The following is an 18226-nucleotide window of genomic DNA, read 5'->3' as shown; positions in this document are numbered from 1 at the left end:
CACTCTCTCTGTGACGCCTGTTCCCTTGCATCCAGCCTACTTCGCCCCTGCCTGCATCAGAACCCTCTCTATCTCTTTAAAACCTTTTGAACGGGCATGCTTTAGCGGCGTAACGCCATCGCCGTCGGCCAGATTAACATCGGCCCCATGTTCGATCAGTAATTGCACAGTCTCAACCTGTCTCTTGTTCCCGTTATTTAGAATAATAGCCTCGAGCAAAGCCGTCCAACCCAGGTTATTAACGTGATTGACATCAATCTCCGTCCGCTCAAGCAGCTCCCGGACAACCTCCACATAACCGTGCTCCGAAGCCGGAATGAGCGCTACGCCCCCATAACGGTTGGTAATCTTCGGATCTGCACCGGCGTCGATTGTAAGCTTCAGAATATCCAAATATCCTTCCGCGCCGGCATACAGGAAAGGCGAGTTCAGCCTATTATCCCGTATATTCACGTCCGCTCCCGCTTCAATGAGCGCCTTCGCCGTCTTGAAGTCCTTGTTATAAGTCGCAATCATAACCGGTGTACGTCCCCTCGCATCCTGGACGTTGAGGCTCGCTCCATCCTTAAGCAATTGCCTGACCTTCTCGACTTGCCCACTCTCCGCAGCTTGAAGCAACTGGACATTTATCGTTTCCATGACATAAACACGCTCCTCTTGGCCTCAATCTCTCTGTTTCTTTCTTTAGTTTAGCAGACAAAGGAACAGCCCCCAACTTAATGACAAGTTGGGGGCTGTACGTTGCAGGTGCTACACCACCAGGAACTCGGCGGCTGCCTCCCCGCACAGGTCGCAGCTGCGCGGCGGATCCCAGTCCGCAAATTCCGTTTCTTTCAAATCAACAATATCCGGCGCATCCTCATACTCGTCTACAAATTTATCAATCGCGAGCTCTACATGCTGCTTGCATACACAATACATTCGAATTTCGCTTCCTCTTCATTGTTGTTATATAACGTTAGCATAGCAAACAAGCCTGCCAATGTGAAGCATTCCGTCCGATTCTCCCTATCATTTCCTTCTGCATACGATCTCGCTATAATAAAAACAACTGATTATAAAAGGAGTCCATCCCTTGTTTATCGCTATCGTCTTGTTCCTGATCGCAGGCCTTGCCGAGATCGGCGGAGGTTATTTTGTCTGGCTTTGGCTGCGCGAAGCGAAGCCGCTCTGGTACGGCATTATCGGCGGCGTTATTCTTATCGCTTACGGTATTATTCCCACCCTACAAAATTTCCCCTCTTTTGGCCGTGTCTATGCTGCTTACGGAGGAGTCTTTATTATTCTGGCCGTTCTGTGGGGTTGGCTCATCGACAAAAAAGCACCCGATTTTTACGACTGGCTAGGTGCCGCTGTCTGTCTCGCCGGCGTAGCGATCATGCTGTATGCCCCGCGGAGCGGTTAATCCCCAATAAAAAAAAGCCGTACGGGCTGCCCGTGCGGCTTCATCTTATTTACGGCTGGCTGATCCGAATACTGCCGCTGTCTGTGCGAACCTTGATCACTTCGTTCGAAGTTCCTTTTTGCTCAGGTTTATGAATCGAGCCGGAATCCGAATCCAGATCATACATGCCGCCGTACGAAGCCGGCAAATCAATCTTGACGCTGCCCGAATCACTGTTTACATCTGCACCTGCCGTATCTTCCTTCATGATGCGGATGGAGCCGGAATCCGATTTAACGACGGACTTGCCGTTCAGACGATCAATGGTGATACTGCCTGAATCGGAGGAGGCTCTCAGCTCCGCAACAACCGTCCCTGCATGGATGCTGCCGGATTCCGAACTGAGCGCCAAGCTGCTGCCTGTAAAGCTGTCCAGCTTGATGCTTCCGGAGTCTGACTTCAGTGACAGTTTGTCACCCTCGAAGCTGCCTAGCCTGATGCTGCCGGATTCTGTTGCCACCGAGCTGTTAACCGCTTTGGCTCCATTAACCCTTACCGATCCGGAATCACTGTCCAGCTTGAACGACTCCAGGGAACTCATCGCTTCGTCTGTCAGCGATACCGTTACAAGCTGCTTGTCGTTCCAGCCGGAGAAGTCGAAGAAATTCATACGCCATTTCTCCTTCATTCGAAGATCAAGCTTCCCGTTCTCGACTCTTGCGTTCTTAATCTGATCAATAACCTCTGGCTTTGCTTTGCCTTCGACATGGATCGAGTTGCTTCCGTCCGTACTTGGAACAAAGTTAACCTCAAGCCCGAGGCTGTCGGATTCGATACTCAGCTCCTGCATGTTATCATCCAGCTTCAGCGTGTGAGTGTATTCCTTGCTTTTCACGCCGCCGAATTGATATTGGAATATGGCGATTATCCCGATTGCCACAAGGATCACTCCTATCGTGTTTCTTGCCCAGCGTCTATTCATGGTTGATTTCTCTCCCTCTCCACTCTCTGCTCCCTTGCTTCTTGAATATAGTGTACGCCATTAGAAAATTGCCAAAAACCTTCCAGAGGATGGTTCAAAGGTTAGACTTTAGTCGGGGAAAACACAAAAAAAGACTGTGCCCGCAGTCTCCTGTCAGCACAGCCATTACGATCTATTCATCCTTTGTCTTCTCCGCCAGCTTGAACGACGTTGTCTTCAGCTTGCCGTCGCGGTAGAAGGTCACTTTAATCTCATCGCCAATATGCTTTTGTTCGTACAAATATTGACGGAGCTCCATCGTACTGCTGATGCTCTTCTCATCCAGCTTCACGATGACATCATTCAGCCTAATGTCTGCATCCTTGGCCGGTCCAACCGCTTCAATCACGATGACGCCATTAAACACTTCATCCGGAAGATTCAGTTCAGGCAATTCTGATTCCTCAGTGCCCGCGGCCGCACCTGAATCGGCCTTCCCGCTATCCTCCGCCGCCTGATCCTCCATCTGCTGCTGGGCGAAGTACTGCTCCAGATCGACGGTGTACACGCCAAGATAAGGGCGGGATACATATCCCTTCTCCATCAGGCTGTCAATAATCGGCATCGCATTGTCGATCGGAATAGCAAAGCCTAAGCCTTCCACGCCAACCTCAGCAATCTTCATACTGTTAATCCCAACAACCTTGCCATCCATATCAATGAGCGGTCCGCCGCTGTTGCCTTCATTAATCGATACATTTACCTGAATGACTTCCTGCTGCCAGTCATATACGCCGTCCTCATTCAAGGATACCGGTACGATTCGGTGCGTCTTGCTCACAATCCCCATGGCCAGCGAATCGCCAAGCCCTAACGGATTACCGATCGCAAGCACGAATTCAGCCGGCTGCAGCTTTGACGATTTGCCGATTTCGGCAACCGTCTTAATATCCTTGCCGTCCATCTCGAGCACCGCCAAATCGGTAATCTGGTCGCTGCCGACAATCTTCGCTTCCCGCTTCTCGCCATTGACGAGCAGCACCTTCACCGTTTCCGCATTCGCAATAACATGATGATTTGTTATAATGTATGCTTTGCCGTTCGCCAGCTTGAAGATAACACCTGAGCCGACGCCAACCTCCTGCTTCGAGCCTGGAAGCTGCTCTTCTTCTCCGCTGCCTGTGGTACCCTCGCTGCCATCCGTACCCGGCATAAGTCCATAAGGAACCGTCTGCTCGTTAATGACGCTGACAACCGCCGGACGAACCTTCGCCGAAGCCTGAATTGTTCTTTGCTCAAGCGAAGTGCTGCCGGAAGCCGATACGCTGGCCGAATGCGAGCCCGGACCAAAACCTCCGCCGCCAAAGACAAGCACAAACAACAGCACTGCCGCCACCGCACTGGTGAAGGAAGCAACGAATGCGATTCGGACATTCGACCAGTTCCGCATGCCCTTGTTATTAGAGAAGGCAAAATCATCCTTCGAAGAAGTGGAACGAGCACGTCTTGACACCTTTGTCGAATAGAAATCGTCATCAAATAATCCCATCGTTACCGCTCCTTTCGATGCCTATGCTTGCCTTTGAAAATATAACAAGACTATTTTTCTTATCTAAGAATGTTTTCGGAAGATTAGACTACAATAATAATAGATTTACTTTTGCACTCCTCCATCATAGCGAAAAAGGAGCGAACCGTATCTATGAAAACAAAACCATTCTCCCCTTGGGAGCAAGTAGAGCTTGCGGCCAAATTAGCGGACCTGAAGGAAGACCACTACCGCACCGTCCTGACCCTCAGCGCCATGCTTGAACTGCTGGTGGACAAGGGTCTTATCACCCGGGAAGAACTGAATGCCAAAGCCGATGAGCTGGACAATCAGCTGGAGTCGTTTATTTCCGCCTCACTTCATCCCATGCCGTAGGCCTGTCGTGATAGGTTGCGCGCAGCGGATTCTCATCCTGCTTGAAGAAGATTCCGTTATCCTCCATAACGTTTCTCACCGTCAGCATCGCCAGATCCATCAGGTTATGATCCAGACTGAGATGGGCCAGGTACACCCTCTTCGTCCGGTCCGTCAGAAGCTCGCATAATGCCTCCCCGGCGGCAACATTCGACAAGTGACCGACATCGCTCAGGATCCGGCGCTTAATGTTCCACGGATAACGGCCCATGCGGAGCATCTCGGTATCATGATTTGACTCGAGTACCAATACGTCTGAATCAATAATCGCCTTTCTTACTTTATCGCTCATATAACCAAGGTCAGTAGCGAGGCTCAGCTTCTCCCCGTTATCGATAAACGTATAGCCGACCGGTTCGGCCGCATCATGCGAGATCGGATAAGAGCATACCTCCATTGAGCCCAGCCGCAGCATCTCGCCTGTCTCCATTACAACCCGCTTCTCGGGATCAATCGTACCGACATGACGCTCCATGCCGCCCCATGTTCCCTCATTCGCAAAGATTGGAAGCTGATACTTGCGAGCGAAGGCTCCCAGCCCTTTAATATGATCGGAATGCTCATGCGTGACGAACAGCGCATCCAGCTGATGGCCAGCTACGCCCTGCTCACGCAAAAGCTCGTCCAATCTTTTCATGCTAAGGCCGGCATCCACCAGCACCATTTTATCCCCGTTGCTTACTATCGTTGCATTGCCCGTAGATCCGCTTCCCAGCACCGTAAACGTAATTCCCATCGCATTAATTCGATCCTTTCCCCTGCTCCCATGAACAAAAGCCACTATATCTTTCCGCTCAACCGCCTGTCCCGCTAGTAGCTAACGGACGCGGTCCAGCGGCACTTCTTCCTTCACCTGTGCGACTTCCCCGTTAATCGCATGGATGTAATACTCGTTCCCGTCCTCCAGCAGAACCCGGTAATAAGGCGCCGATACTTGCGTCTCCGTATCGAACATCTGGCCGTGGTAGCCAAGCTGAATGTCGGTTATGACCGCGCCGTCCGGCAGGTTCCGCTCAATGAACGGCGCCATGGCTTTGGAGGCCGGCAGAACCGTCTGTACCTTGGCTTCGCCTGGCCCCATCAGATCTACCCTGACCTGGCGGAAGCCGGTTATTTTCTGATTGCTGTAATACAGCTCCAGCTTGACGTCGAACATCGGACGGCTATCGGCCATGCGATAGAGCACATATACCCCGTCTCTTGTCATCGCCGGGTCAAACTTATATTTATCAAGGTCAACAATCTGGCTGCCCAGCGTCTTGTCGAGGTCCTTCTCGGAGAAAATAATCCGGCTGTCGACCGGCGTCTCCAGCTTCGTCTCCGGCAGTTCCTCGAGCGTGCCGCTGCGCAGCATATACGTCAAATCCCGCAGCTTCGGAGTCTCGACCGGCAGATTGGCGGACAGCTCAATCCCCTTCTGCTTCATGAAGGCATAGGTCTCGCTTGGAAGCTCTGCTGTATTCTTATTGGCATTGAGCTGCTCGCCAACGTTCGACCATACCTGATAGCCGAGCAATACGTTAAGCAGCAGAAACGAAATAATAAGCACGCTTTTGGCCCTGCCCCAATCCACCTGATCTTTCGCCTCCGTTCCTGACGGCTTATTCCTTGCTTTCCTTATCCGGTGCTATTGCATTTTGCAGCTGATCCGAGTCTCTGAACAAGCTGTTGCTATCCTTGGATGTTTCATCTGTATCTGTACCCGCGTCTGTACCCGCGTCTGTGCCCGCTTCCGGATTATGTTCAAAGTTCGAAGCATCCTTCACTTCCTGCGGCACAAAGCCAGCCGGGTATGCTTCGGTCAGAGACTCCTGCGTCCCATCCTCAAGCTGTACCGCCCAGACCGGAATAAATCTTAATTCATTGTTTGCGAGCGGCGCCGCTTTCAGGGCCGGGAACAGCCGAACAACCTCGGAACGGCGGTCATAATGATCCAGCGCGCTTCGCAGCTGGGTCCCGCCCGGCAGCCATCTTGCTTCCCTTGTCTTCGACCTGTCCGCAAGCGTAATCAAGGAACGGCTGTATTCCGTCACCACACCTTGCTGCAGCGTCAGCCGCATACTGCCATATTCGAAATTTTTCGTTTCAATAATGGGATAGTTATCTACGTACTGCTGGAACTCTGCATACTTGCCTGCCTTGCTTTCCACGTTTATCCCCGGATTGATGAAACGGTATACCCCGTCCCATCCGCCGTGCTGATTAATGAACTCAATGGATGCAAACACATTCTCGCTGAGCGGATTTTCCTCGCTCTGCGAGGCGGCCGGGTTCGTATAAATCATCCACATGCCCTTCTGCTCGATCTGCAGACCCCGCTTGCCGTCTGTATAAATCTGCGAGCCGCTCCGGTCGTAGAGCGCCTTCGTAGTGGCCGGATCAAAGAACAGGTTCTGCTGCATCAGCTCCGAAGAGTAGGTTTCATAAGGGAAGACCATCTCTACCGATTGAATCGGCTGCTTCGGCAAATAGATGCCGTCCGAGGTCATCTGGTACTTCGGCTGATATTCGCCAAAGCCCACATAATCCTGTACGTCTCGAACCGTCAGATCGGCCTGCGTAGACTCGTACACCTTTTGCCCGTCGGCGCTGAAGAAGAACGTCCGGACTTCCTCAGAATCGGTCGCCTTGAAGATCCAGATCCGGTCAATCATCTCGCCCAGGAACAGCAGGTCCCCCTGCACCTTGAGCAGCTTCTTGAGCAGCTCTACGGGAACGCCGTTCTGGAAGCGCAGCTCCACGCCGATATCATTCTTCCTTACTTCGTCCCAGTTAAGCACATTGGCCGGATTGCGCTGGAAGCCCTTGAACTCGCGTCCCTGAATCCGGTCCTTCAAGATCATATTGTAGAACGTTGTTCCCGGGTACAGCACCGTATGCTCATTGCCGCCGAAGTGGAGGACGATCTCCGCCGGGAAGATCACATTCTCCACGCTCGATTCCTTGCCGAGCGGATCGGCGTTAAATAAGTCCTGCTCTGTCTTGACCGTTGCGCCAAGACCGGGCATGCTGTACGCGAGGATATACGATTGTATCAAGCTTAGTGCAACAAGCATAACGAGCAGGAGCGTCTTCGCTTTCTCCATCATGCCGTTTCACCTTCCTCTTGCAGCGCGGGCAGCGTAAACGTCACGGTCGTGCCCTCATTCAGCTCCGACTTGAGAGAGACCGTACCGCCGTGCGCTTTAACGATTTCCCGGGCAATGGATAAGCCAAGGCCGGTTCCGCCCATGTTGCGGGAGCGAGCCTTGTCCACCCGGTAGAACCGGTCAAAAATACGGGATAAATCCTTCTTCGGAATACCGATGCCCGTATCCATTACGCTAATCGCGATCGTAGCAGCATCCGGCTTGCGGGCGCTGAGCTCAATCGAACCGCCTTCAAGCGTATATTTGATGGCATTGGATATTAAATTATCCAGCACCTGGTCAATCTGGTCACGGTCCAGCCATGCTGACTTGAGATCGCGGTCGACGATAATAGAAGCCCGAATCGACTTCTGCCGCAGCTGGAAGGAGAAGCGGTCGGTCACTTCATCCAGCATTTCATGGATATTGGTCTCCCGCCGCCGCAGCGGCGCCTGATTCGAATCCAGGCGTGACAGATGCAGCAGATCGGTAACAAGCCGGATCATCCGCTCCGTCTCATTGCGGATAACGCCTACGAAGCGCTCCGACAGCTCCCGCTCATCCAATGCGCCGTCATTGAGCGCTTCCGCATAACTCTTGATCGTGGTGAGCGGCGTGCGCAGCTCATGCGAGACATTCGCAACGAACTGGCGGCGCGACTGCTCGAGCTTCTCCTGCTCCGTGACGTCCTGAAGCACCGCAATGGTTCCCGTAATCCCCTTGTCACGGCGGTGAATCGGCGTAAACGTCACGCGGAGGATACCCTCCGCGTCATCGGCGCCGTCCTCTTCATCGTCACGCGACAAAATAACGGTCTGCTCCCGCCCCTTCTGCAGCTCCTGGTATTTCTGCTCCGGCATGCCAAGCAGCTCAGGCAGACTGCAGCCCTCACAGGTACGCACATCAAGCATCTCCTGCGAGCGCCGGTTCCAGACGATCACCTTGCCGTTCTCGTCGGCTGCGATCACGCCGTCACTCATATTCGACAGAATGGAGGCCAGCTTCTCGTTCTCCTCTTCGTTGACCGAGAGCGCCTCCTTCAGCCGGATCGTCATATCATTAAAGGCCGAGCTTAGCCGCCCGATCTCATCATCTCCAAGAACCGGCACCTGCAGATCGAACTTTCCGTCCGCTACAGCCGCTGCCTGCCGCGTCAGCCCCTGAATCGGGCTCGTAATCGTATGGGCAAGCAGGATGCCAAGAATACCGGTAAGGCTAAGTGCAATAAGCGTTCCAGAGAAAAAGATCTGGTTCACCCGGTTAACCGTATCGTACAAGCTGTCCATGGAAGCTACCATGTAGACCGCGCCAACAACCTTGTCGTTATCGTTATACGTAACGGGAAGGGCGATAATTTTTTTCCGGATGCCGTTCTCGTCAATAATCTCTTCTTCGTTATCTGAAATACCCGTTAACGCGCGGCTTACCGCAAGAGAGGTATTCTTCTTCCCGATATACGACTCCGGCACCTGCAGAGATGTCGCAACGACCCTGCCATTGCCGTCAAGCACCTGCACCTCGGTGCCGCTAATGCTGAATAGATTACGGACAACAAGACTTAAGTTCTCCGTATTTTCGGCATTTGCCTCGCTGTCGCTGTTGGGCTTAATCGATAGATTAGGCGCCGCCAGCTTCGAGAGAATATCGGCCTGCTCTTTCATGTTTGTCGTAAAGTTATCGGTCAGCGACGCCTTCACCGTACTGATGAAGTAAACGCCAATCAGCTGCATCGCGACAAGAATGAGCAGGAGATAAATAATAACCAGCTTGACTTGAATGGTGCGAAAAAACCGCCTCCCGCTCATGCGTAGCCAAGCCCTCCCGACTTCGAATTGCGCATCATATAGCCAAGACCGCGACGAGTCATAATATATTCCGGACGGCTGGGATCATCTTCAATCTTCTCGCGAAGCCGGCGAATCGTTACATCTACCGTACGTACATCGCCGAAATATTCAAAGCCCCATACCGCCTGCAGCAAATGCTCGCGTGTCATCACTTTGCCGCTGTTGCGCGCCATGTAGTATACAAGCTCGTATTCGCGGTGAGTCAGGTCAAGCGGTTCGCCGTCCTTATAGACAACATACATATCGGTATCGATAAACAGGTTGAATAATTTCAGACCCTGCTTCTCGTCCGCTGCCCCTTGGCCGCCTTCACCACCGGCATTCGAATTGTCTGCCGAAGAAGCCGTTGTTTTCTGCTGCCGGCGTAAATGCGCTTTCACCCGGGCTAGCAATTCACGCGTGCTGAACGGCTTCGTTACATAATCATCGGCGCCAAGCTCGAGGCCTAGTACCTTATCGATCTCCGTATCCTTTGCCGTCAGCATAATGATCGGCATATGCAGGCGCGTCCGCACCTCGCGGCATACGTCCATGCCGTCTTTTACGGGCAGCATCAAATCAAGCAAAATCAAATCCGGCTGTTCTTCGAATGCGAGGCGAACCGCCTCACCGCCGTCGAACGCACAAATGACCTGATGCCCTTCCTTCTCCAGGTTGAATTTCAATATATCTGCAATGGGCTGTTCGTCATCGACCACTAATATTTTTCCGTGCATCGTTACACCCGCCTGTCGCTCGTCCTATTTTCACTCTTCTATTTTAACATAGTGAGTCGTCAAGTTCCCAATTAAAGTTCGTTCAGTCCCATTCCAATAAAACTCATAAATGGGCAGGCCCACTAGCTAAGAAACTAAAAAAGGAGGCTGTCCGTTAACGGACAGTCTCCCTGGAGAAAAGTTATATTATAAGTACTTTAACGGATTTTGCAAAACACCGCTTTTCGTAATTTCAAAATGCAGATGCACGCCGGTCGATTCGCCGGTGCTGCCCATAATGCCCAGCTTGTCTCCTTTTTCGAGAATCTGGCCATTCTTCACGCTGAAGGATCTCAGATGCCCATATAACGTCTTGTAGCCGTTCTTGTGATTGATAATAACGACATTGCCGTAACCTGTCTTCTGACCGACAAATTCAACTACACCGTTATCGGCAGCCATAATGGTCTTGCCGCCTGTCATATCAATCCCTTTATGCATCCGGCCCCAACGCTTACCAAACTTGCTCGACAGCGACCAGCCGGACACCGGTGATGCAAAGTGGCCTGTGCCCTCGCCCAGAATAACCTTCGTTCCTCTAAGAACAACCTCAGCTACAGGCTTCACAACAACCTGGCTGTCTACGAGCTCTTCCGTAACCACTTTACCGTTCTGCTTCACAATCCGGTATGTAAGAGTCTTCTTGCCGCTCTTGCCTTCCGTAAGCACCCTCGATTCGCCAAGCTTCATTGCATCACTCTTGCGGATTTCTACAGGAGCCTCATAGGAGATCGTCTCTGTTGCACGCTCTTCCGTCTTTACTGTCAGCTCGGGCTGAAGTACGGTCAGATCAAGAACATCGCCCTCTTTGATCATATCCTGCTCAATCCAGCCGTTGTTATCGTAGATCACCTGTTCGGAAATGTTGAACTTGTCGGCAATGCAGCCGACGCAATCACCTTTCTGAACGGTGTACTTGGTTGGTTTGACGCTGCCTTTCACAAGCTTCAAATACAGCTCGTTGGCATCCATGATTTTAGCCGGGTCAGTCGCGACTGCGTCTGTCTTGACTTCTTCAACAAACTTGACGCCGGTCAGCTTCTTGCCGTTTGACGCTTCTGTCTTCTTCTTCTCGGCGGCTGCCTTGGAGTAGGACAAGGTTGTTACTTCCGCGGACTTCTTATTAGCTGCCAGCTGCGGAGCGTATTTGCTCTGCACCCGGTTCAGAATCGCATCGGCCGTCTCCTGATCCTTCACAATGCCGGCTACCTTGCCATCGATAACAAGTTCCACGCCTTCCGCATGTGAGGTGAGAAGCCCCTTCAGCTTGCTTAATGTTTCTTCCGTAGCCGGTTCCGCTTTAAAGCCGCTTTCACCGCTGTACGTAATCTCGCCGGCATCCAGTACCATATTCAGGTTCGGATTCGACTTCTTCACTTCTTCGGTCTGTTGCTTAATCAGCTGGTCAACTTCCGTAGGGTCGCTGACCGAGCCCACCATATTGCCATCTTTATATACGTTGTAATAATCGACTGTATTCGCTTGTACGTATCCGGTACCGCCGATACCGGCTGCTGCTAGGACTACCAGCACCCCTGCTGTAAGAATGACAGGTTTTCTCTTCCACATAGGTGTATGCGGCTTCTCTCCTGTCGATGGAGGCTGCTTCTTGCCTTTCGAGTCTTGCGGATCAGTAGGCCGAAAGTACTGGTTTACGAGGTTCCAAGTCTTCCGGAAACGATCCTTGGGGCTGAAAACGGTCATGATGGTCTCCTTTTCGCACTTTTATTGCAATAAAATACGAGTTCCGACATGAAAAAAGACGAATGTCCTGTCGGATCACTCGCCTAATACTTTAACATATGGTTAATAAACGCGGCAACCATTCCTGTCAAGAGTCGAAATTAATATTTTTTCAGAATTGCCATCATTTGTTCATATTGGTCGCGGTCCAAATACTGCGCCATCAGCTGCTGAACCTGCGTAAGCTCCTCGTCTGTCAGTCCGTTCTCCATATATCCGGAGATCGTTTGCAACGCTTCCTGCGGCAGTTTGCTCATTAATAATCCGAACAATTGATCCTTATCGGCATCACTCAACTGGCCCTTCATTTCGTTCAAATCGTCAGTCGTAATGGCTGTTTCGGACCCGTCAATCGAAGGCGCTTCATCATCATCCGTTTGGGCACTGCCTTCCGTTGTACCTTCCGTCGTCCCCGTACTCGTGCCTGATTCCCCCGACTGTCCGCTTGTGCCGCCTTCCGCCTTCGTACCTCCGCCAACGCCAATATCCGTAAGCGGCGGGTTAGACGGCTGGTCGCCAAAGGCATCCACCGCAACCTTATCATCGTCCCCGGCTTCGTCCGTTCCTGTTTTCTCGGTATCATCCTTCTGGACCGGCTCAACGCCCCACAGCTTGCCCCATACGCCGGACATGGCCATCGGCTGTACCTCCAGCGGCATATTATACTGCTTCAGCAGCGTCTCCACATAACTACTAACAATATAGCCGGTTGTCCATATGGAGAGAAAGCTGACGATGAGTCCCGCCGCTATGATTTTCGCGATCCATACGGCTGCTTTTAACCACATTTACGCTCATCCCTTTCCTTCTGCTATCTACCATTATGGTCAAAGAATAGGGAGAGCATTCCTATGAAAACGAGAAAAGAGGATAGCCCGGGCACTTCTGCCTTGGACTATCCTCATTTAAGATCATATTCTATTCGTAGATTGCGCGAACCGGATTCGTTTGCTCGCGGTTACGTCCTACCGAGAAGATCGCAATTGGAATGCCAGTCAGCTCGGATACACGGTTCAGGTAGTTCAGCGTGTTCACCGGCAGATCTTCCAGCTTCTTCGCTCCTGTAATATCTTCGCTCCAGCCCGGCATTTCTTCATAAACCGCTTCGCATTCTGCCAGCATCTTAAGGCTTGCAGGATAATGCTCGATTACTTCGCCGCGGTATTTGTAAGCTGTACAGATCTTTACCGTCTCAAGACCGCTGAGTACGTCCAGCGAGTTAAGGGACAGACCCGTAATACCGCTGACACGGCGTGCATGGCGGACAACGACGCTGTCAAACCAGCCAACGCGGCGCGGACGGCCGGTAACCGTTCCATACTCGTGGCCTTTATCACGGATCAGATCGCCGATTTCGTTAATTTGCTCAGTTGGGAACGGACCGTCGCCTACGCGGGTTGTGTAAGCCTTCGCTACACCGATAACCTGCTGGATTTTCGACGGACCTACGCCGGAACCGATACATACGCCGCCAGCCGATGGGTTGGAAGAAGTAACGAAAGGATAAGTACCTTGGTCAATATCAAGCATAACGCCTTGAGCGCCCTCGAACAGAACTTTCTTGTTCGCATCAATCGCATCGTTCAGAACAACGGAAGTATCCGTCACGTAAGGACGAAGCGTCTCGGCGTAGCCTAAGTATTCCGCGATAATGGACTCCGCATCGAGCGGCTCTCCGCCGTATACTTGCTGAATCACTTGGTTTTTCTCCACGACAAGGCGGCGGGTTTTCTCTGTGAACTCTTCTGCATCCAGAAGGTCCGCGATACGGATCCCGTTACGGGCAGCTTTGTCCATGTAGCACGGGCCAATGCCTTTACGCGTTGTACCGATTTTGTTATCGCCTTTGCGGTCCTCTTCCAGGCCGTCCAGCACGAGATGGTAAGGCATAATGACATGGGCGCGGTCACTGATTTTCAGATTGTCGCTCGAGAACCCGTTGTCATGAATATAGTTAATTTCGTCAATCAGCGCTTGCGGGTTAATAACCATCCCGTTACCGATGACGCAAGTTTTATTTTGGTTAAAAATACCCGATGGAATCATCGTCAATTTGTACTTTTTGTTGTCAATGAGAATAGTGTGTCCGGCATTGTTACCACCTTGATAGCGAGCGACGACGTCGGCTCCGTCCGCCAAGTAATCGGTAATTTTGCCTTTCCCTTCGTCTCCCCACTGCGTACCGACAACAACAACCGTAGACATAATCATACCCCCGTCCGGTGATTTTGCACACCGAAAATTACCGTCTTAGCATTAACCGGATCCGCGCTTCTTACTCAGAAATGCTACCGATTGCATAAAAGACAGCAATAACAGTGTATCAGTCCCGTATAGAGAAGTCAAACAAAAAACGAACAATTGCACAGTCGCCCATACAATCGTTCGGATATTATACAAAAGTTATGATGCCTGTGATGGGTCCTCATGGGTTCTGTCTAAACTTACGAATTTATTGAAATTTTTCAGGAAGACCAGCTCGACCGTACCGACCGGGCCGTTCCGCTGTTTGGCAAGAATGATCTCGATAATGTTCTTCTTCTCGGATTCCTTGTCGTAGTAATCATCCCGGTACAGGAAGCCTACGATGTCGGCATCCTGCTCGATCGAACCCGATTCCCGAAGGTCGGACATCATCGGACGCTTGTCCTGACGCTGCTCGACACCACGGCTAAGCTGCGACAGGGCGATAACCGGCACTTCGAGCTCACGGGCGATTTGTTTCAGAGTACGTGAAATTTCCGATACTTCCTGCTGACGGTTCTCGCCAGCTTTACCGCGGCCTTGAATAAGCTGCAAGTAATCGATCAGAATCATGCCAAGGCCTTTTTCCTTCTTCAGACGGCGGCATTTCGCCCGGATATCGGCAACTGTAATACCTGGCGTATCATCGATAAAAATGTTGGCCTCCGACAAGGCGCCAATCGCCATCGTCAGCTTCTCCCAGTCATCGCCTTCCAGCTGACCAGTACGCATCCGCGTCGCATCTACGTTCGACTCGGCGCAGACCATACGCTGAACCAGCTGTGCCGCGGACATCTCTAGCGAGAAGATCGCGACGGTCTCGCGGGCGCGGACGCCAACGTTCTGAGCAATGTTCAGCGCGAATGCCGTCTTGCCTACGGAAGGACGGGCCGCGATAATGATCAAGTCGCTTCGCTGGAAGCCTGCCGTCATTTTGTCCAGATCGACGAATCCCGATGGAATGCCGGTTGTTCCTGCACCCTTTGTGTTGTAGAGCGTCTCCACCTTCTCGAAGACTTCCATTAACACATCGCGGATGGAGATAAAGCCGCTGCTGGAACGGCGGTTCGAGATTTCAAGAATTTTTCGTTCCGCATCGCTTAGAAGGATACTAACCTCATCCGTATTGGCATAGCCGTCGGATACGATATTCGTTGCCGTCCGAATCAACCGGCGGAGCATCGACTTTTCTTCCACGATCTGTGCGTAATAATCGACGTTCGCCGCGGTTGGCACCGCACTTGCCAGCTTGGCCAAATACGATACGCCGCCGATTTCTTCAATCAGCTGCCTGTCCTGCAGGAAGGCTGTCAGCGTAATCAGATCGACGGGCTGCCCGCTCTCGCCAAGCTCAACCATCGCTTCATATATATGTTGATGAGGAACGCTATAAAAGTCTTCGCTGCGCAGCCGCTCCATCGCGGTGATCAGCGCCTCCGACTGAAGCAGAATCGCGCCAATAACGGCTTGCTCCGCCTCCAGGTTCTGCGGCGGCACCCGATCAAACATCAGCTCCGTACTACTCATGCTCATGCTTGTATGCTCCCTCCCAAGCGTAAACGGCTGCGCCTTCCTATGGAGGGCAGCATTCGTATACTTTCCTATTTTATAAAAAATTGCTAAGCCGCTAAATACCATCCGGTTCCATTACAAGCTACAACGATCAGTGTAGCAGTTGCAAGCCGCCTAAAGCTATGGTAAGTTCCAACATCGGCTTATCTGCCGACACAACAATAGCGATGCTCTCACATCGCCATTGCCTGTTTCCCTATTACGCTTGATGAGGACTCTTATTCTTCCGTTACATGTACGCTAAGCTTCGATTTTACATCAACATGCAGCTTGACCAATACTTGTGTAACCCCAAGAGTACGGATAGCATCTTCCAGCTCGATTTTTCGTTTGTCAATCTTGACGCCTGCCTGCGAAGCCAGAGCTTCTGCAATTTGCTTGCTTGTAATGGCGCCGAACAACCGGCCGCCTTCGCCTGCTTTCGCCTTAATGACAATCTTCAGCTCTTCCAGCCGCTTGCCAAGCTCAACCGCGTCCGCTTTTTCCTTTGCTTTACGTTTCTCTTCCGAAGCGTTCTGTACTTCCAGTGTCTTCAGATTGCCGTCTGATGCCGGCTTCGCAAGTCCCTGCGGCAGCAGGAAATTACGTACATAACCTTCCGACAGATCCTTTACATCGCCTTTTTTGCCTTGGCCTTTAACGTCCTTCAAGAAAATAACCTTCATTCGAATAACCCCTCTTCCGCTTCAATTTGTTCTAATACTGCCTTCAGCTTGGCCGCCACTTCCTGGACGGTGCCCTCCAGCTGAGCCGCCGCGTTCGTCAAGTGACCGCCGCCGCCCATTCGTTCCATTACAACCTGTACATTCATATGCCCGAGCGAGCGGGCGCTTATGCCGATAAGCCCGTCAGGCCTTTCCCCGATAACAAAGGAAGCATATATATCGGTCATGTTCAGCAGCGTATCGGCTGACTGCGCGATGAGGAGCTGCGCAACCTTCCGGCCCGGCTCCGTCACCGCAATCGCCACATGATCGTAGAACACTTCGGCATGCTTGATAATTTCCGCCTTGCGGACGTACTCCTCGAGATCTTCCTTCAGCATCCGCTGAATCATCGTTGAATCCGCGCCGTTGCGCCGCAGGAACGATGCCGCGTCAAACGTGCGGGCTCCGGTTCGGAGCGAGAAGTTCTTCGTATCCACCGTAATGCCTGCAAGAAGTGCCGTTGCTTCACGGACATCCAGCAGAACGCGGTCGTGAATATATTGCAGCAGCTCGGTGACAAGCTCGCAGGTCGAGGAAGCATACGGCTCCATATAGACCAGAATCGCGGTTGAGATAAACTCTTCGCCGCGGCGGTGGTGGTCAACCACTACAATTTTATTCGTTTGCGCCAAGATGCGCGGTTCCTTCACCATCGACGCTTTATGCGTATCAACTACTACAGCCAGCGTTCGGCTGTCCGTTATGCCAAGCGCCTGCTCCGGCGTAATGAACCGCTTCGCGAATTTCTCGTCCTCCCGCAGCATCTCCATCATCTTCTGAATCGCAGGATTAATGCCCTCGAGTACGATATAAGCTTCCTTGCCGAACAGCAGCGCTGCCTTCATAATACCGATCGCTGCGCCTATTGCATCCATGTCCGGCATCTTATGGCCCATAATGACCACATTGCCGCTCTCTTTAATCAAATCGCGAAGCGCATGTGCAACCACACGTGCACGGACACGGGTACGTTTCTCTACTGCGTTGCTCTTGCCGCCATAGAACGACTGACGTCCGCCTACCTTCACCGATGCCTGGTCGCCGCCGCGCCCTAGGGCGATATCCAGACTGGACTGTGCCCATTGTCCAAGCTCAACGATACTTTCCGCTCCGGCCGCGAAGCCGATGCTGAGCGTTATCGGAATTTTCTGATCGGCGGTCATCTCACGCACTTCATCCAGAATGACAAAGCGGGATTGCTCCAGCTGCCTCAGCGTCTTCTGATCGGTAATCAGAAGGAACCTGTCCGAAGTAACCCGCTTCAGATACAGCTGATACCGTTGCGCCCATTCTGTAATCTCGGTCGTAACCTTGGACTGGAGCGAGCTTCGCTGATGGTCGTCCATCCCTTGCGTAACTTCTTCCAGGCTGTCGATCATAACCACACCCATTGCAAGCTTTTCTTCATCGTAGCGCTTGCTGACCTGCCATAGCAGGGTAATGTCCTGAACGTACAGAATCCGTTCCTTCTGCTTGAAGATCAGCTGGTAGACATGTCCGTCAACCATCGCTTCAACGGTTCCTTCCTTGTCCTTCACCTGCTGCAACGCCGGGAACAGCTCCGTGAGCGGCAAGCCGATCACCGATTCCTGACCCGCAATTTGTGCAATGTATGGATTATGCCATTCGATGGTCCGATCTTCATTGTACAAAATAACGCCAAACGGAAGCTCGCCAATAACGTCATTACCGACCTTTTTGACCCGGTAGGATAACGTCCCGAGATACGACTTTAGATCTTTGCGGAAAGCCCGCTCCGCGAGCACCGTATAGACCGCTGCGGCTATTGTGAGAAGAAGCGCAATTGCTCCAAGCACCCACCAGTACCAAGTGAGCACAACGGTCATGAGAACCATTAATGCGATAGACCAGACCTGATGCATGCCATGCCATCGCGTGACAAGAAACTTCGGCATTTCCTA

General features: G+C 52.0%; 17 protein-coding genes. 2 read left to right on the top strand and 15 right to left on the bottom strand.

What is annotated here, in order from left to right; all coding sequences use genetic code 11:
• Window positions 1-36 precede the first annotated feature (36 nt).
• Complete coding sequence (locus tag BM200_RS24800; protein WP_091189358.1) at window positions 37-639, bottom strand: ankyrin repeat domain-containing protein; 603 nt, start codon at window positions 637-639, stop codon at window positions 37-39.
• A 111-nt stretch (window positions 640-750) separates the two neighbouring features.
• The gene (locus BM200_RS24795; RefSeq protein WP_015847785.1) at window positions 751-921 is read right to left on the bottom strand and encodes a CxxH/CxxC protein; all 171 of its coding nucleotides are present in this window, start codon (window positions 919-921) and stop codon (window positions 751-753) included.
• 154 nt (window positions 922-1075) lie between these two features.
• On the opposite strand from BM200_RS24795, the gene BM200_RS24790 reads away from it, so the two are divergent.
• Window positions 1076-1405, top strand: a complete 330-nt coding sequence (locus BM200_RS24790) for a YnfA family protein (protein WP_091189357.1) — start codon at window positions 1076-1078, stop codon at window positions 1403-1405.
• A 49-nt stretch (window positions 1406-1454) separates the two neighbouring features.
• Here the strand turns inward: BM200_RS24790 and BM200_RS24785 are convergent, their stop codons facing one another.
• Window positions 1455-2366 carry a DUF4097 family beta strand repeat-containing protein gene (locus BM200_RS24785; RefSeq protein ID WP_245773145.1) on the bottom strand — a complete coding sequence of 304 codons (912 nt, stop codon included), beginning with the start codon at window positions 2364-2366 and terminating at the stop codon, window positions 1455-1457.
• A 172-nt stretch (window positions 2367-2538) separates the two neighbouring features.
• Window positions 2539-3894, bottom strand: a complete 1356-nt coding sequence (locus BM200_RS24780; RefSeq protein WP_091189355.1) for a S1C family serine protease — start codon at window positions 3892-3894, stop codon at window positions 2539-2541.
• Between the two features lie 153 nt (window positions 3895-4047).
• Here BM200_RS24780 and BM200_RS24775 point away from each other — a divergent pair, with 153 nt between their 5' ends.
• Window positions 4048-4269, top strand: a complete 222-nt coding sequence (locus tag BM200_RS24775) for a hypothetical protein (RefSeq protein WP_091189354.1) — start codon at window positions 4048-4050, stop codon at window positions 4267-4269.
• Here BM200_RS24775 and BM200_RS24770 read toward each other — a convergent pair.
• The 11 genes from BM200_RS24770 to BM200_RS24720 all read right to left on the bottom strand — a co-directional run bounded on the left by BM200_RS24770 (window position 4238) and on the right by BM200_RS24720 (window position 18220).
• On the bottom strand, window positions 4238-5044 hold the full coding sequence (locus BM200_RS24770) for an MBL fold metallo-hydrolase (RefSeq protein ID WP_091189353.1): 807 nt from the start codon (window positions 5042-5044) through the stop codon (window positions 4238-4240). The genes BM200_RS24775 and BM200_RS24770 overlap by 32 nt on opposite strands.
• Before the next feature lie 81 nt (window positions 5045-5125).
• On the bottom strand, window positions 5126-5881 hold the full coding sequence (gene yycI, locus BM200_RS24765) for a two-component system regulatory protein YycI (protein WP_091189352.1): 756 nt from the start codon (window positions 5879-5881) through the stop codon (window positions 5126-5128).
• A gap of 28 nt (window positions 5882-5909) precedes the next feature.
• On the bottom strand, window positions 5910-7397 hold the full coding sequence (locus tag BM200_RS24760; protein ID WP_091189351.1) for a YycH family regulatory protein: 1488 nt from the start codon (window positions 7395-7397) through the stop codon (window positions 5910-5912).
• The gene (walK, locus tag BM200_RS24755; RefSeq protein WP_091189350.1) at window positions 7394-9241 is read right to left on the bottom strand and encodes a cell wall metabolism sensor histidine kinase WalK; all 1848 of its coding nucleotides are present in this window, start codon (window positions 9239-9241) and stop codon (window positions 7394-7396) included. The genes BM200_RS24760 and walK overlap by 4 nt, the downstream gene beginning before the upstream one ends.
• Window positions 9238-9999, bottom strand: coding sequence for a response regulator YycF (gene yycF / locus BM200_RS24750; protein ID WP_091189349.1), 762 nt, complete (start codon window positions 9997-9999; stop codon window positions 9238-9240). The genes walK and yycF overlap by 4 nt, the downstream gene beginning before the upstream one ends.
• A 186-nt stretch (window positions 10000-10185) precedes the next feature.
• Complete coding sequence (locus tag BM200_RS24745) at window positions 10186-11742, bottom strand: M23 family metallopeptidase (protein ID WP_091189348.1); 1557 nt, start codon at window positions 11740-11742, stop codon at window positions 10186-10188.
• A 140-nt stretch (window positions 11743-11882) separates the two neighbouring features.
• Window positions 11883-12569: a hypothetical protein gene (locus tag BM200_RS24740; RefSeq protein ID WP_091189347.1), complete on the bottom strand. Its 687-nt coding sequence runs from the start codon at window positions 12567-12569 to the stop codon at window positions 11883-11885.
• Between the two features lie 130 nt (window positions 12570-12699).
• Window positions 12700-13986, bottom strand: coding sequence for an adenylosuccinate synthase (locus BM200_RS24735; RefSeq protein WP_091189346.1), 1287 nt, complete (start codon window positions 13984-13986; stop codon window positions 12700-12702).
• Window positions 13987-14184: 198 nt separating this feature from the next.
• On the bottom strand, window positions 14185-15558 hold the full coding sequence (gene dnaB / locus BM200_RS24730) for a replicative DNA helicase (RefSeq protein WP_091189345.1): 1374 nt from the start codon (window positions 15556-15558) through the stop codon (window positions 14185-14187).
• A gap of 257 nt (window positions 15559-15815) precedes the next feature.
• Window positions 15816-16262 carry a 50S ribosomal protein L9 gene (gene rplI, locus BM200_RS24725; protein ID WP_091189344.1) on the bottom strand — a complete coding sequence of 149 codons (447 nt, stop codon included), beginning with the start codon at window positions 16260-16262 and terminating at the stop codon, window positions 15816-15818.
• Entirely contained in the window at window positions 16259-18220 is a 1962-nt protein-coding gene (locus BM200_RS24720) for a DHH family phosphoesterase (RefSeq protein WP_091189343.1), read from the bottom strand. Before BM200_RS24720 ends, rplI begins: the two co-directional genes overlap by 4 nt.
• Window positions 18221-18226: the final 6 nt, after the last annotated feature.

Source organism: Paenibacillus catalpae, from assembly GCF_900112695.1.
GTDB lineage: Bacteria > Bacillota > Bacilli > Paenibacillales > Paenibacillaceae > Pristimantibacillus > Pristimantibacillus catalpae.
Note: the sequence above shows the minus strand (reverse complement) of the source record. Positions and strands in the feature narration are given on the sequence as shown.